This window comes from Gordonia insulae, assembly GCF_003855095.1.
GTDB lineage: Bacteria > Actinomycetota > Actinomycetes > Mycobacteriales > Mycobacteriaceae > Gordonia > Gordonia insulae.
Window position 1 is genome coordinate 3,570,239 of record NZ_CP033972.1, and the last position, 25,080, is coordinate 3,595,318.

The 25,080-nt window shown below is 67.6% G+C and carries 24 protein-coding genes; 14 read left to right on the forward strand and 10 right to left on the reverse strand.

Going from position 1 to position 25,080, the window contains the following annotated elements:
- Positions 1 to 15: 15 nt before the first annotated feature.
- Both D7316_RS16260 and D7316_RS16265 read right to left on the reverse strand, forming a co-directional pair.
- Positions 16 to 2,316, reverse strand: coding sequence for a transglycosylase domain-containing protein (locus tag D7316_RS16260; protein WP_124709174.1), 2,301 nt, complete (start codon positions 2,314 to 2,316; stop codon positions 16 to 18).
- A 138-nt stretch (positions 2,317 to 2,454) separates the two neighbouring features.
- Positions 2,455 to 2,844, reverse strand: coding sequence for a DUF5318 family protein (locus D7316_RS16265; protein WP_124709175.1), 390 nt, complete (start codon positions 2,842 to 2,844; stop codon positions 2,455 to 2,457).
- 175 nt (positions 2,845 to 3,019) lie between these two features.
- On the opposite strand from D7316_RS16265, the gene D7316_RS16270 reads away from it, so the two are divergent.
- The gene (locus tag D7316_RS16270; protein ID WP_124709176.1) at positions 3,020 to 3,760 is read left to right on the forward strand and encodes a PadR family transcriptional regulator; all 741 of its coding nucleotides are present in this window, start codon (positions 3,020 to 3,022) and stop codon (positions 3,758 to 3,760) included.
- Positions 3,753 to 4,844: an inositol-3-phosphate synthase gene (locus D7316_RS16275; RefSeq protein WP_124709177.1), complete on the forward strand. Its 1,092-nt coding sequence runs from the start codon at positions 3,753 to 3,755 to the stop codon at positions 4,842 to 4,844. Before D7316_RS16270 ends, D7316_RS16275 begins: the two co-directional genes overlap by 8 nt.
- 115 nt (positions 4,845 to 4,959) lie before the next feature.
- On the opposite strand, the gene D7316_RS16280 is transcribed toward D7316_RS16275, so the two are convergent.
- Complete coding sequence (locus D7316_RS16280; protein ID WP_124709178.1) at positions 4,960 to 5,694, reverse strand: MSMEG_1198 family transcriptional regulator; 735 nt, start codon at positions 5,692 to 5,694, stop codon at positions 4,960 to 4,962.
- A gap of 176 nt (positions 5,695 to 5,870) precedes the next feature.
- On the opposite strand from D7316_RS16280, the gene D7316_RS16285 reads away from it, so the two are divergent.
- Both D7316_RS16285 and D7316_RS16290 read left to right on the forward strand, forming a co-directional pair.
- Positions 5,871 to 6,479, forward strand: coding sequence for a helix-turn-helix transcriptional regulator (locus tag D7316_RS16285; protein WP_124709179.1), 609 nt, complete (start codon positions 5,871 to 5,873; stop codon positions 6,477 to 6,479).
- 31 nt (positions 6,480 to 6,510) lie between these two features.
- Entirely contained in the window at positions 6,511 to 7,449 is a 939-nt protein-coding gene (locus D7316_RS16290) for an NADP-dependent oxidoreductase (protein WP_124709180.1), read from the forward strand.
- 11 nt (positions 7,450 to 7,460) lie between these two features.
- Here D7316_RS16290 and D7316_RS16295 read toward each other — a convergent pair whose 3' ends face one another.
- Positions 7,461 to 9,467: an aconitate hydratase gene (locus D7316_RS16295; protein WP_124709181.1), complete on the reverse strand. Its 2,007-nt coding sequence runs from the start codon at positions 9,465 to 9,467 to the stop codon at positions 7,461 to 7,463.
- Positions 9,468 to 9,723: 256 nt separating this feature from the next.
- On the opposite strand from D7316_RS16295, the gene D7316_RS16300 reads away from it, so the two are divergent.
- Both D7316_RS16300 and D7316_RS16305 read left to right on the forward strand, forming a co-directional pair.
- Positions 9,724 to 10,359 carry an SRPBCC family protein gene (locus tag D7316_RS16300; RefSeq protein ID WP_124709182.1) on the forward strand — a complete coding sequence of 212 codons (636 nt, stop codon included), beginning with the start codon at positions 9,724 to 9,726 and terminating at the stop codon, positions 10,357 to 10,359.
- A 28-nt stretch (positions 10,360 to 10,387) separates the two neighbouring features.
- Positions 10,388 to 11,338 (forward strand): calcium/sodium antiporter, encoded by a 951-nt coding sequence (locus D7316_RS16305; RefSeq protein ID WP_124709183.1) that lies wholly within the window; start codon positions 10,388 to 10,390, stop codon positions 11,336 to 11,338.
- Between the two features lie 143 nt (positions 11,339 to 11,481).
- Here the strand turns inward: D7316_RS16305 and D7316_RS16310 are convergent, their stop codons facing one another.
- Positions 11,482 to 12,546 (reverse strand): DNA polymerase domain-containing protein, encoded by a 1,065-nt coding sequence (locus tag D7316_RS16310; RefSeq protein ID WP_124709184.1) that lies wholly within the window; start codon positions 12,544 to 12,546, stop codon positions 11,482 to 11,484.
- Between the two features lies 1 nt (position 12,547).
- Positions 12,548 to 13,603, reverse strand: coding sequence for an ATP-dependent DNA ligase (locus D7316_RS16315; RefSeq protein ID WP_124709185.1), 1,056 nt, complete (start codon positions 13,601 to 13,603; stop codon positions 12,548 to 12,550).
- 35 nt (positions 13,604 to 13,638) lie between these two features.
- Between D7316_RS16315 and gluQRS the strand changes: the two genes are divergently transcribed.
- Positions 13,639 to 14,562, forward strand: a complete 924-nt coding sequence (gene gluQRS, locus D7316_RS16320; RefSeq protein ID WP_124709186.1) for a tRNA glutamyl-Q(34) synthetase GluQRS — start codon at positions 13,639 to 13,641, stop codon at positions 14,560 to 14,562.
- A gap of 169 nt (positions 14,563 to 14,731) precedes the next feature.
- Here gluQRS and D7316_RS16325 read toward each other — a convergent pair whose 3' ends face one another.
- Both D7316_RS16325 and D7316_RS16330 read right to left on the reverse strand, forming a co-directional pair.
- Positions 14,732 to 15,751 carry a hemolysin family protein gene (locus D7316_RS16325; protein ID WP_124709187.1) on the reverse strand — a complete coding sequence of 340 codons (1,020 nt, stop codon included), beginning with the start codon at positions 15,749 to 15,751 and terminating at the stop codon, positions 14,732 to 14,734.
- Positions 15,748 to 17,130, reverse strand: a complete 1,383-nt coding sequence (locus D7316_RS16330; protein ID WP_124709188.1) for a hemolysin family protein — start codon at positions 17,128 to 17,130, stop codon at positions 15,748 to 15,750. The genes D7316_RS16325 and D7316_RS16330 overlap by 4 nt, the downstream gene beginning before the upstream one ends.
- A gap of 278 nt (positions 17,131 to 17,408) precedes the next feature.
- Between D7316_RS16330 and D7316_RS16335 the strand changes: the two genes are divergently transcribed.
- Positions 17,409 to 18,269, forward strand: coding sequence for an LLM class F420-dependent oxidoreductase (locus tag D7316_RS16335; protein WP_124711389.1), 861 nt, complete (start codon positions 17,409 to 17,411; stop codon positions 18,267 to 18,269).
- 1 nt (position 18,270) lies between these two features.
- On the opposite strand, the gene tgt is transcribed toward D7316_RS16335, so the two are convergent.
- The gene (gene tgt / locus D7316_RS16340; protein ID WP_124709189.1) at positions 18,271 to 19,545 is read right to left on the reverse strand and encodes a tRNA guanosine(34) transglycosylase Tgt; all 1,275 of its coding nucleotides are present in this window, start codon (positions 19,543 to 19,545) and stop codon (positions 18,271 to 18,273) included.
- Positions 19,546 to 19,616: 71 nt separating this feature from the next.
- Here tgt and D7316_RS16345 point away from each other — a divergent pair, with 71 nt between their 5' ends.
- Both D7316_RS16345 and D7316_RS16350 read left to right on the forward strand, forming a co-directional pair.
- Positions 19,617 to 20,048 (forward strand): ABC transporter substrate-binding protein, encoded by a 432-nt coding sequence (locus D7316_RS16345; RefSeq protein WP_124709190.1) that lies wholly within the window; start codon positions 19,617 to 19,619, stop codon positions 20,046 to 20,048.
- A 209-nt stretch (positions 20,049 to 20,257) separates the two neighbouring features.
- The gene (locus D7316_RS16350) at positions 20,258 to 21,034 is read left to right on the forward strand and encodes a MerR family transcriptional regulator (RefSeq protein WP_408610015.1); all 777 of its coding nucleotides are present in this window, start codon (positions 20,258 to 20,260) and stop codon (positions 21,032 to 21,034) included.
- Between the two features lie 3 nt (positions 21,035 to 21,037).
- Here the strand turns inward: D7316_RS16350 and D7316_RS16355 are convergent, their stop codons facing one another.
- Entirely contained in the window at positions 21,038 to 22,357 is a 1,320-nt protein-coding gene (locus tag D7316_RS16355; RefSeq protein WP_124709192.1) for a UDP-N-acetylmuramoyl-tripeptide--D-alanyl-D-alanine ligase, read from the reverse strand.
- A 65-nt stretch (positions 22,358 to 22,422) separates the two neighbouring features.
- Between D7316_RS16355 and D7316_RS16360 the strand changes: the two genes are divergently transcribed.
- From D7316_RS16360 to D7316_RS16375, 4 genes are all read left to right on the forward strand, one after another.
- Complete coding sequence (locus D7316_RS16360; protein WP_124709193.1) at positions 22,423 to 23,502, forward strand: D-alanine--D-alanine ligase family protein; 1,080 nt, start codon at positions 22,423 to 22,425, stop codon at positions 23,500 to 23,502.
- Positions 23,503 to 23,526: 24 nt separating this feature from the next.
- Positions 23,527 to 23,940: a DNA-binding transcriptional response regulator gene (locus D7316_RS16365; RefSeq protein ID WP_124709194.1), complete on the forward strand. Its 414-nt coding sequence runs from the start codon at positions 23,527 to 23,529 to the stop codon at positions 23,938 to 23,940.
- A gap of 94 nt (positions 23,941 to 24,034) precedes the next feature.
- On the forward strand, positions 24,035 to 24,442 hold the full coding sequence (locus D7316_RS16370; protein ID WP_124709195.1) for an NADH-quinone oxidoreductase subunit A: 408 nt from the start codon (positions 24,035 to 24,037) through the stop codon (positions 24,440 to 24,442).
- A 69-nt stretch (positions 24,443 to 24,511) separates the two neighbouring features.
- Complete coding sequence (locus D7316_RS16375) at positions 24,512 to 25,066, forward strand: NuoB/complex I 20 kDa subunit family protein (RefSeq protein ID WP_124709196.1); 555 nt, start codon at positions 24,512 to 24,514, stop codon at positions 25,064 to 25,066.
- The last annotated feature ends 14 nt before the right edge of the window (positions 25,067 to 25,080 follow it).

A 25,080-nucleotide genomic window follows, 5' to 3' on the forward strand; every position in this document is an offset into this window, starting at 1 on the left:
GCCACGGTCGCCGGACTAGTTCAGCGCCGGGGGCTCCGGAACATCTCCGCCACCGCCGGTGTCGCCGCCACCGGTGTCACCACCGGTACCACCGCCCGCGCCGGAGTCACCACCGCCCTGGCCACCACCTTGACCGCCGCCGCCTTGACCGCCGTCACCCGGTGCCGCGTTGCCCGGCAGCGGGATGGTCACGCCGGGAGCGAGCGTGATGTTGCCGTCACCGTTGCCACCGCCCGGGAAGCGCTGCGTGGGGCCGTCGCCGTTGCGCGGCGACCGTGTGCGGGGCGAGTTGTCGTAGGTCACCGGCGGTGGCTCGTAAGGCACACCGGCCTGGCCACCGACCGACTGCGGTTCGGGGAACTGCTGGATCGGCTTGCCCTCGAGGGCGCCGTCCATCGTGGCCTTCCAGATCTGCGCGGGTAATCCACTGCCGTAGATCGAGGAGCCGCTGTAGTTGGTCAGCGCGGTCCCGCGATCGGTACCGACCCAGACGGCGGTGGACAACTGCGGCGTGTAGCCGACCATCCAGGCGTCCTTGTTCTGGCCGGTGTCGCCGAGCTGCGCGGTGCCGGTCTTGGCTGCCGACGGGCGCGAACCCAGCGTCGGATCGGAGAGCGAGTTGCCGTTAGAGTAGCCGGCGATCGGCTCGAGCGCGGCCGTGACATTGTCGGCGACCTTCGCCGGGATGCGGCGTTCGCCCTGCTCGGGCTGCCGGTCGAACAACACGTCACCGGAGGACGTCTCGACCTTCTGCACGAAGAACGGGGCCCGGTAGACGCCGGATGCGGCCAAGGTCGCGTATGCGGAGGCCATGTCGAGCACGCGCGACGGGTACTGGCCGAGAACGACACCGCCCTCGATGCCACCGTTCTTTTCCTGCAGTGTCTGCTGGATGTCGCCGAAGCTCTCCGCGACACCGGCCTTGTGCGCCGCGTCGGCGACAGCCTTGGCCTGCCCGTTGAGATCCATCATCAGCCGGTAGTACACCGTGTTCAGCGACATCTTCATCGCCGTCGCGAGGTTGCACGAGCCGCAGCTCTCGCCGTCGGAGTTCTCCACGGTCAGACCGCCGGGGCCGTCGTAGGGCGCCGAGCTGTAGACCTTCGACAGCGGGATGTCCTGTTCGAGCGCGGCGACCAGCGCGAAGACCTTGAACGACGAACCGGTCTGCAAGCCGGCCTGCGCGTAGTCCCAGCCGTTGGCGTCGTTGCCACCGAAGTAGCCCTTGACGCCGCCGGTCCGCGGGTCGACGGAGACGATCGAGGTACGCAGCTTGTCCGGTTCACCCTGGAGCTTGTCGTTGGCCGCATCGATGACGGACTTCTGCACCTGCGGATCGATCGAGGTGGTGATCTTGAGGCCTTCGGTGCGGACCTGCTGCTCGGAGATGTTGAGCGCCCCGAGCTCGGCGAGCACCTGCCGCTTGATGAGTCCGTTCGGGCCGGGCGTCTCGTCGGACTGGGTGGCGCGGGCCGCGGGCACCTTCGGGTACTTGATCGCCGCACGCTCGGTGGGCGACAGGGCCCGTGTCGCGACCATGCCGTCGAGCACGTAGTTCCAGCGGGCCTCGGCGGCCTCCGGATTGATCTCCGGGTCGTAGTAGGAAGGCGACCGGATCGCCGCGGCCAGCACTGCGGCCTCGGCGGTGTCGATCTTGCTGATGTCCTTGCGGAAGTAGGCCTGCGACGCTGCCGACACACCGTAGGCGCCACGCCCGAAGTAGATGGTGTTGAGGTAGGCGGCCATGATGTCGTCCTTGGACCATTCGTTCGACATCTTGGTCGCGAGCGCCAGCTCCTTGAACTTGCGCTCATAGCTGTGCTCGTCGCCGACCAGCGCGTTCTTCACGTACTGCTGGGTGATGGTCGACCCACCGCCGGCCTCACCACCGTTGCCGGTGACCTGGCCGATCGCCGCCCGGGACAGACCACGGACCGAGAAACCGGAGTTGCTCGCGAACTCGCGGTCCTCGGCCGCGATCACCGCATCCTGCATGGCCTTGGGGATCTCGGTGATCTTGACGTCGGTGCGGTTGCCCTCGGGCGGTACGACCCGCGCGAGGGGTTTGCCGTTGGAGTACGTGATCGTCGCGACCTGGTTCTGCTTGATGTCGCCGGGAGCGGGAACCGAGGCACCGACGTAGGTCAGCATGAAGGCGAGGATGCCGATGAGAGCGATCGCCGGCACGATGCCGCCGATGATGCCGAGGCCCCAGGCGAGCCACTTCTGCCGGCGGCGCGTGGGCTCATCGGCCGGTGACCCTGTCTTCCGGGCACCACCGCGCGGGGTCGGCGATGTACCGCGTGTGCTGCTCATCGACCCACCATCCGATCTCCGCGCCCGACCAGTTCAGCGCTACTCACAAATCCATCTCCGTCATTCGGCTTGCACACCACTGTGACCCACGCGGGGGTACCCGGGCAAAAGTTGTCCGGTCGCGCAGGCTCGTGGAAGTTACTTCGCCACCCGTCGCGAACGCGACGAACGTGGCGGCAAACCTGCAACGTACGACTGGACGAGATGGTTCCAGCTACATGTGCGGCACACCTCGACCACATGCACCGAGAACTCCTCGGCCGACGTCGCCAACCGGGCGATCTCCTCGTTGGTCCGGGCCGAACCGGACACCTGGCCGAGCTTCTCTCCGAAGACCCAGGACACCAGCGTGACCTGCTCTTTCCGGCAGATCGGGCACAGCGTGGACGACTGCCGTCCGTGGAACTTGGCCGCACGCAACAGATACGGACTCGCGTCGCAGACGTCGGCCATGGCGGTCCGTCCGGAATGGACATCGGACAGCCGCGACCTCCTCTGCAGGGCGTAGTCGACGATCTGGCGTTGCACGAGTTCAAGGGTACGTGGTCGACCTGACGCCTGTCGGTGTGACGGCCACCCCACGGCGACGTGTCTGAGTCGATTCCCACCGGTCGATGCACCCGCTGTAGACGCGAGTTATATCGCTGCGATACATTGACAATCACATCAGCGCGACCTGTCGACCGGGAAGGGGTGAGCACCGATGTTGGAGCTCGCAATTCTCGGACTGCTCCTGGAGTCCCCGATGCACGGCTATGAGCTGCGCAAACGGCTCACCGGCCTGCTCGGGGCGTTCCGTGCGTTCTCGTACGGGTCGCTCTATCCGACACTGCGCCGCATGCAGGCCGACGGAATCATCGACGAGGCGACCGCACCGGCCGCGGCCAAGGTCCGACGAGGCCGCCGCGTGTACCAGCTCACCGAGAAGGGCCGCGAGCGCTTCAGCGAGTTGGTCGCCGACACCGGTCCGCAGAACTACACCGACGACGGGTTCGGCGTGCACCTCGCGTTCTTCAGTCGGACACCGGCGGTCGCGAGAATGCGAATCCTCGAGGGCCGTCGCCGACAGGTCGAGGAGCGACGCGAAGGGCTGCGCGAGATCGTCGGCCGGTCCAACAAGGCCGTCGACCGGTACACCCGCCAGTTGCATCAGCTCAGCCTCGAGTCGAGCGAGCGCGAGGTGCGCTGGCTCAACGAGCTGATCGCCGCCGAGGCGTCGGAGAACGACGAGACGCTCGCCGACGACAACCGGCCCGCTCGCTCCGCTCCCGGCGCCGACGACAACAGGCCGAATCCGATGACGGACACCGCCGACAGAGACTTCCGTGTTGCGGGCTCAGAGCTGAGCCGTGACGGGGGACAAATGGAAACCGATCAAGAGAAAACACCGGTGGCGCAGCGATCTGCGACGCCCCGAGTAGAAGGAGAACCCGACCATGGGTGAGCCAAATAAGGTGCGCGTGGCCATTGTGGGCGTAGGAAACTGCGCTTCATCCCTGGTCCAGGGCGTGCAGTACTACAAGGACGCCGACGAGACCGCCAACGTGCCGGGCCTGATGCACGTGAAGTTCGGCCAGTACCACGTGCGCGACGTCGAGTTCGTCGCCGCGTTCGACGTCGACGCCAAGAAGGTCGGCTTCGACCTCTCCGACGCGATCTTCGCGAGCGAGAACAACACCATCAAGATCGCCGACGTGCCGCCGACCGGCGTCACCGTCCAGCGCGGTCAGACCCTCGACGGCCTCGGCAAGTACTACCGCGAGACCATCACCGAGGCCGAGGGCAGCGGCGTCGACGTCGTGCAGGCGCTCAAGGACGCCGAGGTCGACGTGCTCGTCTCCTACCTGCCGGTGGGTTCGGACCAGGCGGACAAGTTCTACGCGCAGTGCGCCATCGACGCGAATGTCGCTTTCGTCAACGCCCTGCCGGTGTTCATCGCCTCGGATCCGGAGTGGGCGCAGAAGTTCGTCGATGCCGGTGTCCCGATCGTCGGCGACGACATCAAGAGCCAGGTGGGCGCCACGATCACCCACCGCGTGATGGCCAAGCTGTTCGAGGATCGCGGCGTCACGCTGGACCGCACCTACCAGCTGAACGTCGGCGGCAACATGGACTTCAAGAACATGCTCGAGCGTGAGCGCCTGGAGTCCAAGAAGGTCTCCAAGACCCAGGCCGTGACCTCGAACCTGACCGGCTCGCTGGCCGGCAAGGTCGAGGACAAGAACGTCCACATCGGACCGTCGGACCACGTCGCGTGGCTCGACGACCGCAAGTGGGCCTACGTGCGCCTCGAGGGACGCGCCTTCGGCGACGTGCCGCTGAACCTGGAGTACAAGCTCGAGGTGTGGGACTCCCCCAACTCGGCCGGCATCATCATCGACGCCGTGCGTGCCGCCAAGATCGCCAAGGACCGCGGCATCGGCGGCCCGATCCTGCCGGCCTCGGCCTACCTGATGAAGAGCCCACCGAAGCAGCTTGCCGACGACGTCGCGCGTCAAGAGCTGGAAGCGTTCATCATCGGCGCGTGACCCACGGAGTCGTTGCGCGACTGAGTGACTGAGATCGTCCCCGTCAGGGCGGTCCGGGGGATATCCCCTCGGATGACCCTGACGGGGACGATTGTCGTCGTGAGGCCGCACCACCTCAGAAGTGGATCGTGCCCAGCACGTCGGAATGCCCGTTCCGACGGCACCAACTGACGATGTAGCGGGCATGGACGCCACACCAGCGGTAAACCACCGACTGCGTCATCGGCAGCCTGTCGTCGTGCTCGCCCCGACTCTCGATGATGGGCCCGAGGTAGTGGCTGGTCACCTTGTTGGCGGTGTTCGGTGAGACCTTGGCCGCCGCCGCGAGCGTTGCGGTGTCGGCCGCGTTGCCCGACGCGATCGCCCCGGCGAGGCGGCCCGCGGTGTGTCCGCGACGTCCGACGAACAGCTCGTAGAGCGGCGGTCGGCGGCTGGGCGTGGTCGCGGGCAGCCGTTGGCCGAGCGCGACCGTCCGGATCGCGTTCATCAGGGGCATCAGCCCGTCCGACTTGGCGATCACCCCGGACACCTCCGGGCGCAGGCGCGCCTCCTCGAGATGGTCGCGTTCCATACTGTGCCCCTGGGTGGCCAGCAGAACGGGCGCGAGTCGGTCGGCATTGTTCAGCGCATCGATGGCGTCGAGACCGTCGAAGCTCCATTCCATCTCGGGCCGGTTCCAGATGAGGTCGGCGACCACGACGTCGAAGCGCACCCGGCCGGCGACGCCGCGGACGAATTCGTCCTGATCGGCGGCCACCACCACGGTCACGTCGTCGAAGCCGGACTCCAGCGGGCCCGCCACGACCCGACCGAGCGGCGATGCCACGAGGATGCGTAATCCACTGCTCACATGCGTGATCTTGCCTGCTTCCGGAAGATCATGCGCGATTCGACGCGACGTTCGTTCGTTTGAGTGATTCTGCACCCCAAACTCGTGCGGACTGGTCGCAAGAAGTGCTGACTCTGTCGGTGCCGTAACCGAAGCTATGTTCACATCTTCACACTTCGAGCACCTCAGGACGCATCATGACCGTCGACATCGACCGCGAACTCCGAGTTCCACTTCACTCTCTGCCGACTCCCGCCACCGTCGCGATCATCGCTGAGCGCGACCTCCTCGACGCCGCGCTCGTGGCACTCGTCGAGCGGCTCGGGTTTCACACGGTGCTGGTCGACCTCGACCTCGAGACCGGTCCGGTGCGTCCGATGGTCGCTGTCGTACGTTCCGACGCGAATCTCGCGCGGCTGCGCTCCCGTGCGGAGATGCAGCAATGCGTCATCGCGGCGATCGGCATCGACATCCGCGATGCCCCGGGCGTGGCCATCGCCGACTCACCGCTGGCGGCGCGCCGGCTGCAGCAGGTGCTGGAGGAGACCGCGCGACGGAGACCGACGCTCCGCAATCGGGTGAACATCACCGCGCGCGAGCTGGAGATCCTCAGCACCTATGCGCTCGGTGCCACACTTCGCGAGACGTCGCAGACACATTTCGTCGCCGAGAGCACGGTGCGCGCGCACTACCGGCGGGTATCCCAGAGGTATGCCGACGCGGGGCGGCCGGTGAGCAACAAGTCGCAACTCCTCCTGCAGTTCATGGCGGATGGATGGGTGCAGCGCCGTCCGATGGCGGTCTGAGACGTGGACAGGCCGTCGTAGCCTGGAAGGCATGCGCACACAACGCTGGGTGGCCACCGGATTCGGCGGACTCGACGACTTCGCCTTCATCGACGACGAACTCGGACCGCCCGGACCGGGCGAGGTCACCATCGGAGTTCGGGCCGCAGGCGTGAATCCGGCGGACCTCAAGCACACGCGACGCGTCACCGACCCCTCGCAGTTGCCGCTGCCGATCGGGTACGAGGTGGCCGGTGAGATCCTCGCGCTGGGGCCCGACACCGAGATCGCCTCGGGCGGTGGAGCTGTGGGTGATGCCGTCATGGCATTCCGGGTCGCGGGCGGCTATGCGACGGCGCTGACGGTGCCTGCGGAGAAGGTGTTCGCCAAGCCCGCGGCCCTCGACGATCCGGCGGCCGCGAATCTGCTGCTGGCCGGGTGCACGGCCGCCGACATGGTGCGCGCGGCGCACCTGGAGCGCGACGAGACCGTCCTGCTGCACGCCGCCTCGGGAGCCGTCGGCGTGGCCCTGATGCAGCTCGCCAGGTTGCGAGGCATCCGGGTGATCGGCACGGCCGGGCCGTCGAGCTTCGACCGGGTGCGCGAATTCGGCGGAATACCAGTCGAATACGGGCCCGAGCTGGTCGACCGGGTGCGGGCCGCGGTGCCCGGCGAGGTCGCTGCCGCGCTGGACTGCGCGGGAACCGACGAGGCCATCGACGCCTCGCTCGAGCTGGTCGCCGACCGTTCGCGGATCGTCACCATCGTCTCGCCCCAGCGCGCCGCCGCCGACGGTTTCGTCGCGCTCGGCGGGGCACAGCCGGAGAGTCTCGCGTTCCGTGACGCCGTGCGCTCCAATCTCATCCGCCTTGCCGCCGCGGGAGATCTCGTTGTCCCCATGGCCCGCACATATCCGCTCGCCGAGGCCCGTGCGGCAGTCGCCTACGTCAGCTCCGGTCACCCGGGCGGCAAGGTCGCGTTGATTCCCTGAGTGTCAGGGCTTCAGCTGATCTCGCCGCTGTCCTGCAGCACGGTTTCCTTGGCCTCCTGGACGTCGGATTCCGCGTCTGCGGCCAGCCGCGGGATGAGGCCGCCGGCGAGCACGTCAGCCACCTGGCGCTGCGACAATCGATGCCGGACGCCGAATGTGGTTCCCTTGGTGACATTCTCGATCGTCAACTCATCCTTGGATTCCAGAGACGCGCGGAGATCGGTGACCTTGAGCACGTCGTCCTGCTCGATGGTGTCGTGGTCGGCGGGATCATCGAACTCGACGGCGAGCACACCGAAGTTGGCCAGGTTCTGCCAGTGGATGCGGGCGAACGACTTGGCGATGACCATCCTCAGGCCGAGATGGCGCGGCGCGATCGCGGCATGCTCCCGCGACGACCCCTGTCCATAGTTCTCACCTCCCACGATGATGTGACCGCCCTCCGCCGCGGCCGCGCGCTCCGGGTAGGTCTCGTCGACCTGGGTGAAGCTGAACTGCGCCAGTTTCGGGATGTTCGACCGGAACGGCAGCGCCCGTGCACCGGCCGGGGAGATCTCGTCGGTGGAGATGTTGTCGCCGACGGTCAGCAGCACCGGCGCCTCGATGACGTCGGGGAGTTCGTCGAGTTCCGGGAGACTGGAGATGTTGGGGCCCTTCACCGGTTCGACCTTCGCCGCGGCCTCCGCAACGATCGGCTCCACCAGCATCGCCGTGTTGATCGAATGCTCCTGCGGGAAGTCCAGATGCGGGTAGGTCATCCCCACGTCGGCGGCCCAGTCGCGGGGGTCGGTGATGTGGCCGGTCAGCGCCGACGCAGCCGCGGTCTCCGGCGAGCACAACCACACCGAGTCCTCGCGCGTCCCAGAGCGCCCGGGGAAGTTGCGCGGCATGGTGCGCAGTGAGTTCCGGCCTGTCGCAGGCGCCTGCCCCATGCCGATACAGCCCATACATCCCGCCTGGTGGATCCGTGCCCCACCGATCACGAGTTGGGTGGTCGAGCCCATCTTCGTGAGGTCGGCGAGGATCTCCCGCGACGTCGGATTCACGTCGAAACTCACCTCGGGCGCCGTCTGACGCCCGTCGATCATGGCAGCGGCGATGGCGAAATCGCGGAGCCCCGGATTGGCGCTGGAACCGATGACCACCTGGGAGATCTCCTCGCCCGCGACCTCACGCACCGGTACGACATTGCCGGGCGACGACGGCTTGGCGATCAGCGGCTCGATCTCGGACAGGTCGATCGTGTCGGAGATGTCGTACTCGGCGCCGTCGTCGGCGAGCAGCTCGGTCCAGTCGTCCTCGCGTCCCTCGGCGCGGAGGAAGTCGCGCACCTCGTCGTCGCTCGGGAAGACCGATGTGGTGGCACCGAGTTCGGCGCCCATGTTGGCGATGACGTGGCGGTCCATCGCGGTCAACGACGCCAGCCCCGGTCCGTGGTATTCGATGATCCGGTTGACCCCGCCCTTCACGTCGTGGCGGCGCAGCATCTCCAGGATCACGTCCTTGGCCGAACACCATTCGGGCAGTTCGCCTTCCAACCGAACTCCCCAGATCTCCGGCATGCGGATGTTGAGCGGATGTCCGGCGATCGCGAGCGCGACCTCGAGCCCGCCCACCCCGATCGCCAACATCCCAAGCGATCCCGCGGCCGGCGTGTGCGAGTCCGAACCGACCATCGTCTTTCCGGGCGCGCCGAACCGCTGCATGTGGGTGGGGTGCGAGACACCGTTGCCCGGCTTGGAGAACCAGAGGCCGAACCGCAGGCACGCGGTGCGCAGGTACTCGTGATCCTCGGCATTCTTCTCATCGGTCTGCAGCAGGTTGTGATCGACGTACTGCACGCTCACCTCGGTGCGGGCCCGGTCGAGGTCGAGCGCCTCGAGTTCCTGCATGACCAGGGTTCCGGTGGCGTCCTGGGTGAGCGTCTGATCGATCCTGATCGCGATCTCCTCGCCGGCGGTCATCTCGCCGTGCTCGAGATGGGAGCCGATGAGTTTGCGGGCAACGTTGTCGGGCATCACGCACTCCTCGCCGCAGATCGTCTGCAGCGGCGACGTCTCCCGACAGCTCGGGTCCGAGCAGATGGGCTGTCGTCGAACCGTCGGTGGGGCCCGCCTCGGGCCCGGCCTCTGCGACGCGATCTGACGTTGCGCTCGGACTGACTCCATGGTTCCAGTCCGAGCGCGCGCCCGCCACGAGATCGGAGTGATCAGGCGCCGGATCGGTGACGTTGGGCCCACGACAGACGCGCCTTGACGGGTGCATGCTGAGGATATGAAACCCGCAACTGCCCTCACGGTCGGGGCGTTGGCTGCAGGCGCCGCGGCGGTGGGCTATCGCCGTTTCCTCCGGCAGCCGATCCTCACCTGGGGCGCCACCGATGACGAGGTGGTCGCGACCCTGCCCGGTGACGACCTGCTGCCCGACGCGGACGGCACCTCCACCCGCGCCATCACGATCCACGCTCGGCCGGCGCACGTCTACCCGTGGCTCGCGCAGATGGGGCCGGCCCCGCGCGGCGGCGCCTACACCTACGACTGGATCGAGAACCTCCTCGGTCTGCACATGCACAGCACCGATCACGTGCTCGAGGAGTTCCAGCATCCGACGATCGGCGAGGTCATCGCGCTCGGACCGAACCGGATGCGGATCGCCGTCGCGGACGCGGGACACGCATTCGCGACGCGTTCGGAGGACGGCAACTGGGTGTGGTCGTTCACGCTCATCGACCTCGGCGACGACACGACGCGACTCATCAGCCGCAACCGTTTCCGTCTCCCCCGGTTGCGCGACCGGATCGGGATGCTGCCGATGGAGCCGGGGTCGCTGATCATGGAGCGCAGGATGCTGCGGGGCGTCCGGGAGCGCGCCGAGACGTTGGCGCGTCGCGAGGAGGTCATCTCCACCTGAACCCCGACGCGCCCGCCATAATCAGCGAATGAACTCCTACGTGCTGGTCGTCGTGGGACTGGCCGCGCTGATCGTCGGTGCGGAAGGGCTGGTGCGTGGCGGTTCGGCGATCGCCGCTCGACTGGGGATCTCACCGATGCTGGTCGGCGTGACGGTGGTGTCGATCGGCACCAGCCTCCCGGAGCTCGCGGTCGGGATCGACGCTGCCGTACACGACGCCGGCCCGTTGGCGGTCGGCAACATCGCCGGCACCAACATCGTCAACCTCCTTCTCATCCTCGGCCTTTCCGCCGCTATGGTGCCGCTGGCATTGCGCCCGCAGACCGTTCGCCTCGATCTTCCCGTGATGGTCGCGTCTGCTCTGCTCGTGTGGGCACTGGCGGCCAATGGAACTCTCTCGCGACTCGACGGCACGATCCTGCTGCTCCTGGCCATCGCGTACACGATCACCGTCATCCGCGCCGAGCTGACGGGCTCCGACGAACTGCCGGTCGACGCGATCACCGCCACGGCCCCGACACCGGACCGGATCGGCTGGCGGACACTGCAGCTCGTGGCCGGGATGGCAGTGGTCATCATCGGAGCCGAGTGGCTGGTCAGCGGCGCGGTGGAGGTGGCCGGGGACCTCGGGGTCAGTGAGGCCGTCATCGGTTTGACGGTGGTGGCGATCGGGACGTCGGCGCCGGAGCTGGTCACCACCGTCATGTCGACCATCCGCGGCGAGCGCGACCTGGCGATCGGCAACCTCATCGGGTCGAGCATCTACAACCTGACCTTCATCCTGGGCGCGACGTCGCTGTTCCGGCCACTCGAGGTCACCAGCGAACTGATCCGCATCGACCTCCCCCTGATGGCGGCTGTCGCGCTGATCTGCGTGCCGGTCTTCCTGACCGGGCGACGGATCACGCGGGTCGAAGGGATCGCGTTCGTCGTCGGGTATGTGGTGTATCTGGTGCTGGTGATCGCGTTGCGTACGTGAGGGTTCGGTGGTCTCGATACGCCGGGCTCGCTACGCTCGCTCGGCTACTCGACCAACGGACGGGGGGCGCCACTCGACCAACGGGCAAGGGGGCGCCACTCGACCAGCCGGACGGCTACTCGCCCAGCGGACGGGGGCGCCGATCACCCCTCGACGCGGTTGCCCTTCTCGTCCCAGTGCGCGGCGACCTTCTTGCTCGGCTGGACGCGTGGCGGCTCGCCCGGCATCTTCGGATAGCTGGGCGGATACGGCATGTCGCCGAGGCCGTTCCCGTCGTCGCGCTGCACCATCTCGAGTAGCGGCTCCAGACCGCGGCGGTGGTCGGCGATGTCGGCCATCGGATCACCGCGCCGCGCAACGAGTTCCGGAACCGTTGCGATGGTGCAGTCGTCGGGATTCACATCCGCGAGTTCGTCCCAGGTGACCGGCGTCGACACGCGGGCGTTGGGACTGCGGCGCGCCGAGTACGGCGAGGCCATGGTGCGGTCGCGGGCATTCTGGTTGTAGTCGATGAAGATCCGCTCTCCGCGTTCCTCTTTCCACCACGCCGGGGTGACCGCGTCGGGGGCGCGACGTTCCATCTCGCGGGCAATGGCGATCACCGCGCGGCGACCCGCGATGAAGTCCCATCGCGGTTCGATCGGCACGTACACGTGGATGCCCCGCCCGCCGGAGGTCTTCGGGAAACCCTTGTAGCCCAACTCATCCAGCAATGGCGCCAAGACCTCGATGGCGACCCGGCGGACGTCCTCGAAGTCGGTTCCGGGCTGCGGGTCGAGGTCGATGCGTAACTGATCGGGATGATCGTTGTCCGGGTCGACCGTGGGCCAACTGTGAAAAGTGAAGGTACCCAGGTTCGCACCCCACACGATGTCGGCGGGGATCGTCGGCTTGATCGCGTCTCCCGTCCTCCCCGAGGGGAACACGATGCGGGTAGATTCGACGTGGTCGGGCCGCTTCTTGGCGATGTGCTTCTGGTAGATCTCCTCTCCCTCGACGCCGTCCGGGAAGCGCTGGAGAAAGGTCGGCCGGTCACGGACCGCGGTCATGATCGCGCCCTGCAGCGCGATCTCCCGGTAGTAACCGACGAGATCCCGCTTGCGCCCGCCGTTTTCGCCGAGTTCGGGGAAGTAGATCTTGTCGGGATTACTGAGCCGGACGGCGACTCCGTCGACGTCCAGTTCCTCGGCGGGTGAGCGGGATGCCATGTCAGGAGTCCCCTTCCAACACGTCGTGCAGGTCGTAGGTGAGGGGCACCTCGAGTTGGTCGTAGGTGCAGCTCTCCGGTTCACGATCGGGGCGCCACCGCACGAACTTCACGGTGTGCCGGAAGCGATGGTTCTCCATCTGGTCGTAGGCGACCTCGACGACGAGTTCCGGCCGTATCGGGATCCACTCACCCGACTTCTCCGATCGCCACCGCGTCGGTTCGCCCGGGCTGAGTTTGTCCGGGTCGGTGCGCATCGGCTCGAACATCTCCTGCAACTCGATCCGCTTTGCGTCGGAGAACGCCCCCGCGCCGCCGACCATCCGGAGCTCACCGTCGGCATAGAGCCCGAGCAACATGGAACCGAGCCCGGTGCCGCTCTTGTGCACCCGATAGCCGAACACCACGCAGTCGGCGGTCCGCTTGTGTTTGACCTTCACCATCTCCCGTTTGCCCTCGACATAGCGGCCGTCGAGCTTCTTGCCCACCACACCGTCGAGACCCGCGCCCTCGAACGCGGTGAACCAGTCGGTGGCGATCGCCGGATCACCCGTCACCCGGCTGACCTTCAGACGTCGTTCGGCTCGACCGTCCGGGTCGATCGCCCTCAGCAACGCCTCACGACGTACCGGGAACGGTTCGTCGAGGACACTCGCCCCGCCCAGTGCGAGTGCGTCGAAGCCGATGAAGATCGCCGGCGTCTTCTCGGCGAGCATGGTGACCCGGGATTCGGCGGGATGGATCCGCTGCGCGAGCGAGTCCCAGTCCAGCCGGTGGGTGTCGCCGATCAGCGCAGGGACGCCGATCTCACCGTCGACGACCGCCTTGTCCGGCAGCTCGTCCTTGGCCGCGGCGACCAGCTCCGGGAAGTAGCGCGCCAGGTCCTTTCCACCGCGCGATCCGATGGCCACCTCGTCGCCATCGCGAAAGATCAACGCACGAAAGCCATCCCACTTGGGCTCGTACGACCACACCGGAGCGCCGTCGGGCTGGTCGGGGACGGCCGTGACAGCTTTGGCGAGCATCGGCGCGATGGGCGGCATTACCGGGAGATCCACGGGTCCATCGTCCGATACTTGTAGTGTCATCCGCAATGGATCCGGGACACACCGCGCCGCCATCGGGCCGGTTCGCGCCATCGCCGTCGGGCGATCTGCATATCGGGAATCTGCGTACGGCGGTGCTGGCCTGGCTGTTCGCTGCCACGACCGAGCGCGCCTTTCTGATCCGCATGGAAGATCTGGACCGCACCGCGGCCGGCTCCGACGTACGGCAGATGGCCGATCTGTCTGCGCTCGGGCTGACGTGGTCGCCGGACGTGGTCTACCAATCCGAGAGGTTGGCGTCGTATCAGGCGGTGATCGATGCCCTGCACGGCGGCGGCCGCACCTTCGAGTGCTTCTGCACACGGCGGGAGATCCAGGAGGCGCCGTCGGCGCCCCATGCCCCGGAAGGGGCCTACCCGGGCACCTGCCGAGACCTCACCGATGCGCAACGAGATGCACGTCGGGCCGCCGGCCGACCACCGGCGATACGCCTGCGCAGCGACACGGACGACTTCACCGTCTCGGATCTCCTGCATGGCCGGTACACCGGGATGGTGGACGACTTCGTCATCCAACGCAACGACGGCACCCCCGCCTACAACCTCGCCGTCGTCGTCGACGATGCCGCCCAGGGGATCGATCAGGTGGTGCGCGGCGCCGACCTCTTGTCGTCCGCGCCCCGGCAGGCTTACCTCGCGACACTCCTCGGACACCGCCCGCCTGTATATGCACACGTGCCGATGGTGCTGAACGACAAGCGGATTCGACTGAGCAAACGCGACGGCGCGGTGACCCTCGACGATCTCGCCGAACGCGGAGTGACCGCGACACAGGTGCTCTCGCACATCGCCCAGTCGTTGTGGCTCGCCGAATCCGGCGAGGTGGTCGACCTCCCAATGCTGGCCGAGCGCTTCCGACCCGATGCACTGCCCCGCGAGCCGTGGATTCTGACGGCCGCGGAGTGGGAGTGATCCTGCCGATTGGCTGCACGGGCTTCGGCGAGGCCCGAAGTTGTCGGATCGCTTCGTAGAATGGGAGGTTTCCCCTTAGCCGAGATTTGTCGAAATATGTTGCCGCGCACCCGACCACCGGCCGAGACCGCGCACGACCCTGGACAACACCACAGTGTGGGCCACGGGATCACCCAGATGTGGTCGCCATCAGCCGCTCGAGCACGTCGTCGAGGGTCAGCAGCCCGATCACCCGACCGTCGTCGACGACGGTCGCGATGTGCTGACGGGTCTCCCGCATCGTGCCCAGTGCCTCGTACACGGGCACCGTCGATGCCAATGACAGAACCGGACGCATGAGCTCGGCGGCTGTCGTGTCCGGGGAAGCGGCCAGACTGTCGCGTACATGCACCACGCCGTCGATCAACGCGGGACCCGCTGTGTCGTTGCTGCGCACCAGGAGTCGTCGGTGCCCGCTGTCGCGGGATGCCGCGCGGATCTGCGCGGGCGATGCGTCGCGCGCCACACCGGTGACCTCCCCGTGGCCGGTCACGTCGGCGACGGTCAGCGATTCGAGTTCGAGGGCGCTGGTCAGGTGCGCGTGGTAGCGCTCGTCCAGTGTGCCGACAGTTGCCGAATGCTCGACGAGATGTCGCAGCGCCTCCGAGTCCTGGCCCGCGCCGACCTGATCCACCGGCTCGACGCCGACCCGCATCAGACACCAGTTGGCCAGCCGGTTCAGTCGGACGATGACCGGGCGGGTCACCCACATGAACGCCCGCATCGGGATCGCGAGCAGTGTGGCCGAGCGTTCCGGGTGCGCGATGGCCCACGACTTCGGGGCCATCTCACCGACGACGAGGTGCAGGAACGTGACGATCACCAACGCCAGGATGAAACCGGCGATGTCAGCGGACCACAGTGGCAAACCCCAACTCTCGAACGCCGGGGTCAACCAGTGATGCACCGCAGGCTTGGTGATGGCACCGAGGGCCAGCGTGCAGACGGTGATGCCGAGTTGCGAACCCGCCAGCAGCACCGACAACTCCGATGCACTACGCAGGGCCGCCCGGGCCGAGCGGCTGTCGGGAGCGGCATCCTCCAAGCGATGCCGTCGGGCGGCGATCAACGCGAACTCGACGGCGACGAAGAACGCACTGGACGCGATCAACACGAACGTCGCCGCGGCGACGATCCACGGGTTGCTCATCGGGTGCCTCCGTTGTCGGCCGCCTGCAGGTCCTCGACGGTGAGCAGGACCGACGACGGCACATGTCGCTCCACCTCGAGAACCTCGATGGTCATCGTGCGCGGGGCCGATTCCTCATCGACCGGCAGTCCCGGGTCTGAAGCCAGTTCCACCGACACCGTGTCACCGACGTCGGGCAGGTCACCGAATTCGCTGATGACCAGGCCCGCGACCGTCTCGTGGTCACCGTCGGGCAGCTCGTGACCGATCTCGCGGGAGACTTCGTCGAGGTGTGCGTCGCCGCGGATGCGCCACCCGTCGTCGGTGCGCTCGATGAACTCGGGCATCTCGAGATCGTGCTCGTCGTCGATCTCGCCGACGAGTTCCTCGGCGATGTCCTCGACCGTCACCACACCGTCGAAACCGCCGTATTCGTCGATCACCACGGCCATCTCGTCGGACGCGTCATGGATGCGGGTCAGCACCTCCGGCAGCGGGAGCGAGGTCGGGACGATCACCGCGGGACGACAGAGGGTCGAGGCGGTGGCGGCGGGATCCGCGCTCGGGCGGGCCTCCCAGTCGAGCAGGTCGTGCAGGCGGATCACGCCGATCACCTCGGCGTCGTCGTCGATCACCGGATAACGGGTGTGTCCGGTGCTCATTCTGGTGAGCACGGCCGACGCCGTCTCCTCGGCGCGGATGCTGTCCACGCGGGTGCGCGGGATCATCGCGTGTCCGGCTGTGCGCGTGGGAAAGTCGAGGACCCGGTCGAGCAGCGTGGACAGGTCGGCGGGAAGCTCCCCGGCCTCACGCGATTCCGCGACGATGTGCTCGAGGTCGCGGGGCGTGGCCGAGTGCTCGACGTCATGCACCGGCTCGATGCGCAGCAGCTTCAGCAGCAGGTTCGACGACTTGTCGAACAGCGCGATCAGCCAGCCGAACACTGCGAGATAGGCAGTGGTGGACGCCGCGAGCCGACGCGCGACCGGTTCGGGCCGGGCGATGGCGAGGTTCTTCGGGAACAGCTCGCCGAGCACCATCTGGACGACGGTGGAGAACAGGATGGCGAACACGGTGCCGATCGCGACACCGACGGCGACCGGGATGCCGACGTCGCCGAGCAGGTCACCGACGCCGCTGCCGATGAGCGGTTCGGCGACGTAACCGACCAGCAGACCGGTGACGGTGATGCCGAGTTGGGCGCCGGACAACATGAACGAGGTGCGGCGGGTGACCGTGAGTGCGCGGGCGGCCGCGGCGTCACCGGCTTCGGCACGGGCTTTGAGCCGGGAGCGGTCGACCGCCATGTAGGCGAACTCCTGAGCGACGAAGTAGCCGGTCAGGGCGGTGATGAGGATGACGACGAGGACGCCGGCGGCGATGCCGAGGAGGGTCAGCACGACGACCTCCGGGCGGCCGCGACCGGGTGGTCGTCAGGCAGGGTCGAGCAGGGGTGGCCGGATCGTCGTCGGCGTTTTCGGCGCTTTGCGCGTCGCATTGTCTCTCTCGGTTCGGGCTCGGCGGGACCCTTTCAGGGTGCCGAGTCGGATGGATCTACGCAAACCGAACGATCGGGGACTCGGTCGGGTTCCCGAGTTCGAGTGCCCGATCAGCCCGACCGCACCAGTTGTACGAGTTCGTGACGCGACGTGGTGAATGATCTACAGGCATGACGGACCTGCGCATCGGCCTGCACGCACTGGGGATCGGCACGGGGGCGAACCGCGACGTCATCGACGCCGTCGCCCGCCGGGCCGAGCGCCGGGGCTTCGCAACCCTGTGGTCCGGCGAGCATGTCGTGATGGTCGACGAACAGGCCTCGCGATATCCCTATGCGGCCGACGGGAAGATCGCGGTCCCGGCCGATGCGGACTGGCTCGATCCGACCGTCACGTTGTCCTTCGCCGCCGCAGCCACCTCGACAATCCGACTCGCGACCGGTGTGTGCCTTCTACCCGAGCACAATCCGGTGATCATGGCCAAGCAACTCGCGTCACTGGACCACCTCAGCGGTGGCCGGCTCACCGCCGGCGTCGGGATCGGCTGGTCGCGTGAGGAATTCGACGCACTCGGCATTCCGTTCGAGCGCCGCGGCGCCAGGACCGCACGGTATGCCGAGGCGATGCGCACCCTCTGGCGAGACGATCCGGCGACCTACTCGTCCGAGTTCGTCTCGTTCGACGCCATCCGCGTGCGGCCCGCGCCGAGCCGAGGGAGTATCCCGATCGTCGTCGGCGGCAACAGCGACAACGCTCTACGTCGCGTCGCCGACTGGGGCGACGGCTGGTACGGCTTCAACCTCGACGACGTCGATGCCGTGGCGGAACGCATGCACCGGATCACCGAGATGTGCGCCTCCGCCGGCCGATCCGCCGATGAGCTCGCCGTAGCGGTCGCGTTGCGTTCGCCGTCGGTCGCCGACATCGAACCACTCGCCGCGCTCGGCGTGACCGAACTCGTGATCGTGGATGCGCCGCCGGCCGACGCGGGCGAGGCAGTCGAGTGGGTGGATGGCCTTGCTGCCGAATGGATTCGCTGACTCAGGAACCGGAGCTGCGCGAACCCGCGTAGTACCTGCCCAGGAAGTCGTCGCGGTACTCGATGTAGTTCCCGGCCTCGATGGCGCGGCGTGCACCGTCGACCATCTGCACGACGAACGAGACGTTGTGCAGGGTCGCGAGAGTTGCCGCCAGCCCTTCCTTGGCCTTGAACAGGTGATGCAGGTATGCGCGGGAGTACTGCGAGCTGTAGTTCTCGATCTCGGGATCGAGTGGCCGGAAGTCCTTGCGGTAGCGCGCATTCGTCACGTTGTACCGACCGTCGAGCGAGTAGATGGCGCCGTTCCGGGCGACTCGGGTCGGGGAGACGCAGTCGAAGGTGTCGGCGCCGTTCTCGATGGCGGTGAAGATGTCGTCGGGCTCGCTGATGCCGAGGAGGTGTTTCGCGGAGTCCTCGGGCAACTCGTCGTTGACCCAGCCGACGATGGTGCCGAGGTCGTCCTTGGTGAGCGCGCCACCGATGCCGTACCCGCCGAAGCCTTTACCGCCGTCGGCCTGATCCCGGCGACTCAGCTCGCCGAGGTCGCGGGCCGCCTTACGCCGCAGATCCTCGTACTGGGCCCCCTGGATGACACCCCACAACGATTGCGGCGGCCGGTGGATGCGCTCGCGCGACAGCCGATTGTGTTCGGCGAGACAGCGGATCGCCCACAGTCGGGTGCGCTCCAGTGAGTTCTCCTGATAGGTACGGGTGTTCATCAGCGTGGTGAGTTCGTCGAACGCGAAGATGATGTCGGCGCCGAGTTGGTGCTGGATCCGCATCGACACCTCCGGCGTGAACCGGTGCGTCGACCCGTCCAGATGCGATTTGAAGGTGACACCGTCGTCGTCGACGGCGGACAGCCGCTCCTTGCCCGGCGCGACGGCGTCGTCGTTCTGCTCCCCGACGACATCCATCGAGATGACCTTCTTGAATCCGACGCCGAGCGACATGACCTGGAAGCCACCACTGTCGGTGTAGGTCGGCCCGGGCCAGTTCATGAACGCGCCGAGACCGCCCGCCTCATCGATGATCTCCGGGCCCGGCTGCAGGTAGAGGTGATAGGCGTTGGCGAGGACCGCCTGCGCGCCGAGCGCTGCGACCGATTCGGGCAGCACCGTCTTGACCGTCGCCTTGGTGCCGACCGGGACGAAGGCCGGGGTGTGGATACGGCCGTGCGGGGTGTCGATGACACCGGTCCGTCCCCTCGTGCCGGGCAGCGACGTCCCGACGGTGAACGAATGGTCGGGGCCGATGGCGGGGTCGTCGGAACTCACGGGTGCATCCTTGCAGGTGGGGGCCTCACCGCCCAAACCTGGACGGCGATCGGACCCGGTACGGTGATCCCATGTCGCGTAGCTTGCATCGAATCGTGCTCGTTCTCGCCGCCGGGGTGCTGGGCCTCGCGCTCGCCGCCTGCGGCAGTGAACAGGAATCCTCGACCCCGTCACAGGGGGCGGCGACCACCGTGTCGGAGAACCCGAGCGCATCCGTCGTCGGCGGGCCGAAACCGGCCTCGCCGACCACGTCGGTGGCCGACGACCATGCCGGGCACACCGAGTGCGGCACCACCAAGGGACCCGACGGCGCGCTGCGCATCATCGTCCTCGAGGGTGCACTGGACTGTGCCACCGCCGAGCAGGTCGCCACCCACTACGGGCCGAAGATCGCGACCGGACAGCCGCAGCAGGTGTCCGGTTGGGATTGCGGACCGTCGGAAACCGCGGGCATCCTCGCGGCATGCAGCAAAGACGACCAGGAGTTCGGGCTGGCGCCGTAGGGTCGGTCCCGTCGGAGGGGTCCCCGGAGAAGCGCCCACGAATTGCGCCCGGTGCAGGCGGCCCGGCCACGCATTGTCGACGGCGGCGTTTCACGGGGCGCATCCCCGGGGCGGTTTTCCGGGGTGGCCTCCGACGGGGCGCATCCCCGGGGCGGTTTTCCGGGGTGGGCCCTCCCACCCTTGACCCTGACGCGACGTGAGGCCCGAGAGTGTCCGGTGTGAGCGAAGGAGAGCACACGGTCGGCGCCGTCGCCCGACTCGTCGGGGTCAGCGTGCGGACGTTGCATCACTACGACCGAATCGGTCTGGTGGTGCCGTCGGGCCGCACCGCAGCCGGCTATCGCGTCTACGACGACGCCGACATCGAACGGTTGCATCGGGTTCTGACCTACCGTGAACTGGGCTTTCCGCTGGAGCAGATAGCGACCCTGCTCGACGATCCGCACGTGGATGCGCTGGCGCATCTGCACGATCAGCACGCATTGCTGACCGACCGGATCGATCGCTTGCACCGGATGGTCGCAGCTGTGGAGGAGATGATGGGCGCGAAGAAGAAGGGCATCCAGCTCAGCGCGGAGGAACAGGCCGAGATCTTCGGGCGGGACTGGCCCGGCGACGAGTACGCGGCCGAGGCCGAGGAGCGTTGGGGCGACACCGAGGCGTGGCGGCAGAGCCAGGAACGCACCGCACGGTTCACCAAGGACCAGTGGCGTGCGGTGAAGGACGAGACCGACGCGCTCGAGGCCCGACTGGCCGACGCACTGCGCGCGGGTGTGGCACCCGGATCCGCCGACGCCAACGCCCTCGCAGAGGAGCATCGGGCGTCGATCAACCGGTTCTACGACTGCAGCTACGAGATGCAGGTCAACCTGGCCGAGATGTACGTGGCCGACCCCCGATTCACCGAGCACTACGAGCGGATTGCCGACGGTCTCACCCGGTTCGTCCACGACATCATCGTGGCGAATGCGCAGGCGCGGGGCTGACTGTCAGCGGTCGAGCGCGGCGGCGACCCGTTCCAGGGCGGCGACGCGACTGCCCTTGACCAGCACCGCGTCGCCCGCCTGGAGGTCGGCGAGCACGGCGACAGCGGCGTCGACGTCGGCGACGTGGCGGACCGCGTCACCGTAATCGGGCTCGGCGACCGCGATCACGTCGATGCCGAGGTCGCGGGCCCGCAGCGCGATCGCCGCGTGCTGCTCGGCCGAGTCCGCACCGAGTTCGGCCATGGTCCCGAGCACCGCGACCCGACGTCGGGCATCGAGCGCGGCGAGCGACTGCAGCGCCGCGGCCATCGACGTCGGGTTGGCGTTGTAGGCGTCGTTGAGGACGGTGACGCCGGACGGCGTGGTCACCAACTCCATCCGGAGTCCGGAGAGCGCGGCCCCCAGCAGACCGCCGGCCATCTCGTCGACCGGCACACCCAGCCAACCGGCGGCGGCCACCGCGGCGAGCGCGTTCGGCACCTGATGCTCGCCGCGGGCACCGAGTCGGATGTCCGTCTCGCCCCAGGGGCTGTGCAGGCGGAACGATGCGCGCAACTGGTCGTCGATGACGATGTCGGACGCGTGGATGTCGGCGGACGGGGTGAGGCCGAAGGTCAGCACGCCGGCGTCGGTGCGATCGGCCATGGCCGCGACCAGCGCGTGGTCGGCGTTGAGCACCGCGAGACCGTCGACGGGCAGCGCCTCGACGAGTTCACCCTTCGCCCGGGCCACCGATTCGATGTCCCCGAACAGTTCGAGGTGCACCCCCTCGACGCGGGTGATGATGCCGACGGTGGGGCGGGCGATGCCGCAGAGCAAGTCGATGTGCCCGATCCCGCGTGCACCCATCTCGACCACGACGGCCTCGGTGTCGTCGGGGGCGTTGGCCAGGGTCAAGGGCAGACCGAGTTCGTTGTTGAACGACTTCTCGCTCGCCGTGGTGCGGTAGGTGGTCGCGAGCACGCCGGCGAGTAGATCCTTGGTCGACGTCTTGCCGACCGAGCCGGTCACGCCGACCACCCGGTCCGGCAGACGATCCCGCGCGGCACCGCCGAGGTCGGCGAGGGCGGCCGCGGTATCGGTCACCGTGATGGCCGGAAGCGTCACGTCGGGGATGCTGCCCTCCGACGACAAGTAGGCGGCCGCACCACCCGCGGCAGCCGCACCAACGAACTCGTGGCCGTCACGGGCGGCGACGATCGGCACGAACAACTGTCCGGCCGTCGCGCTGCGCGAATCGATGCCCGCACCGTCGATCGGTACGTCGTCGCCGACCAATCGGCCGCCGACGGCCGCTGCCACCTCACTCGCCCTGAACTGCACACCGCAACGCTACAAGCCTGCTGCGCGTAGAGCCCCCGACCCCCGGTGGCCGTATCGTGTCAGCCATGGTTTCACCCCTGCTGCGTCTGGTCGTCCTCTACGGCGGTGTGTCCGCGGAACACGACGTCTCGTGTGTCACGGCCGCGCACGTGCTGGCCGCGGCAGACCGCAGCAAGTACGACCTCGTGCCGATCGGCATCACCAAGTCCGGATCGTGGCTGCGCAACGACAAGGCGATCGCCGCGCTGGCCGAGGGCAGCGATCTGCCCGAGAGACTGGAACCGGCGGGCACCGAGGTCGAACCGCTCGCCGCCATCCGCGGCGCTGCCGACGATCAGGCGATCACCGTGGTGCTCCCGTTGCTGCACGGGCCGCACGGTGAGGACGGCACCATCCAGGGAATGCTCGAGCTGTTCAAGGTGCCCTATGTCGGTGCCGGGGTGCTGTCATCGGCGCTCTGCATGGACAAGGCGATGGCCAAGATCGTCGCCGAGCAGGCGGGCATCCCGCAGTGCCGGTGGATGGAATTCCGTGACGGCATCGACGATGCGGACACGATCGTCGCGCGCGCCGTCGAGATCCTGGGGCTGCCGGTGTTCGTCAAGCCCGCCAACCTGGGATCGTCGGTCGGCATCACCAAGGCGCACGACGCCTCCGAGTTGGACAAGGCCATCGACCTGGCCCTGCGCTACGACGACGTGGTCATCATCGAGGAGCATGTGACCGCTCGCGAGGTCGAGGTCGCGGTGCTGGGCAACACCGCCCCCGAGGCGTCGGTGCCCGGCGAGATCCTGCCCGGCAGCGAGTTCTACGACTACGAGGACAAGTACGTGACCGGCGCCGCGACCCTGGTCATCCCGGCCGAGCTCCCCGACGACGCCGCGCGGGAGGTCCGCGAGCTCGCGGCGAAGTCGTTCACCGCACTCCGCTGCGCGGGTATGGCCCGGGTCGACTTCTTCTACGAGGCCGGCGGTCGCGGCTGGCTGTTGAACGAGGTCAACACGATTCCCGGCTTCACGCCGGGCTCGATGTACCCGAAGCTGTGGGAGGCATCCGGGGTGAGCTACCCCGATCTGATCGACCAGCTGGTCACCCTCGCACTGGAAAACCATCGGCGACGGGTCGGGTTCTCGACCGAGCACTGACGGGCGAGCGGTAATGTGCTCGACGTGACCGACCCCCAGACGCAGCCAGTCTCGGCGCTGCGCGTGTTGGTCTATTCAGACCATTCCGACACCCGTGCAGCCGTCATCGGCGCTCTCGGTCGACGGCCCGACGCCGACCTCCCGGAACTGAGCTTCATCGAGGTGGCCACCGCACCGATGGTGTTCGCGCAGCTCGACGCCGGCGTCATCGACGTGGTGATCCTCGACGGCGAGGCCACACCCGCCGGTGGCATGGGCCTGGCGAAGCAGATGAAGGACGAGATCGACCCCTGCCCGCCGATCCTGGTGCTCCTGGGACGCGCGGACGACCGCTGGCTGGCCGATTGGTCACGCGCCGACGCGACCGCGACGCTGCCTGTGGACCCCATCGCGCTGTCGACGACCGTCGTCGATCTGCTGCGGAGCACGGAACTCTAGACACTCCTACAAAAGCTCGACAACGGCGGCCCTCCCGCTTGTAGGCTTGTGTTGTAGCTCACATTAGGCGCAACCGTGGGGAGGCCGTCACCCTATGAATGCATATGTCCCGATCATGGTCCTCGGGGCAATTGCTGTGGGGTTTGCGGTCTTTTCGGTCGGCATCGCCATGTTCGTCGGCCCGAAACGGTACAACCGCGCCAAATTGGAAGCCTACGAGTGCGGCATCGAGCCGATGACCGAGACGCACTCCCTGTCGGCCGGTGGCGGCGTCGCCACGGCGATGCGCACCGAACGCCTGATCCAGCGCATTCCGGTGAAGTACTACCTCACCGCGATGCTTTTCATCATCTTCGACATCGAGATCGTCTTCCTCTATCCGTGGGCAGTCGCGTTCGACGCCCTCGGGTGGTTCGGTCTCGCCGCCATGGCCCTGTTCATCGTAAACGTGTCGGTGGCCTACGCCTATGAGTGGCGACGCGGAGGACTCAGCTGGGAATGACCACCTCCGCCGACGTGCGCCCGAGTGGCGCGCGCCGGAGGAGACCGTAGACGCAAGGAGGTTCGCGAGATGGGACTCGAGGAGAAACTGCCCAGCGGATTCCTGCTGAGCACTGTCGAGGACCTGGCCGGGTTCATGCGCAAGGGCTCGCTGTGGCCGGCCACCTTCGGCCTCGCCTGCTGCGCCATCGAGATGATGGCGACGACGTCGGGTCGCTACGACCTCGCCCGCTTCGGCATGGAGGCGTTCCGGGCCTCCCCGCGACAGGCCGACCTGATGATCGTGGCGGGCCGCGTCAGCCAGAAGATGGCGCCGGTGCTGCGGCAGATCTACGACCAGATGGTAGAGCCCAAATGGGTACTGGCCATGGGGGTTTGCGCGTCGTCGGGCGGGATGTTCAACAACTACGCGATCGTGCAGGGCGTCGACCATGTGGTACCGGTCGACATCTATCTGCCCGGTTGTCCGCCGCGGCCGGAGATGCTGCTCAACGCGATCCTGAAACTGCACGAGCAGATTGCGCAGATGCCGCTCGGTGTCAACCGCGAGCAGGCCATCTGGGCGGCCGAACAGGCCGCGCTGCAAGCGAAGCCGACCATCGAACTGAAGGGGCTGCTGCGATGACGGCGCCGGAGGAG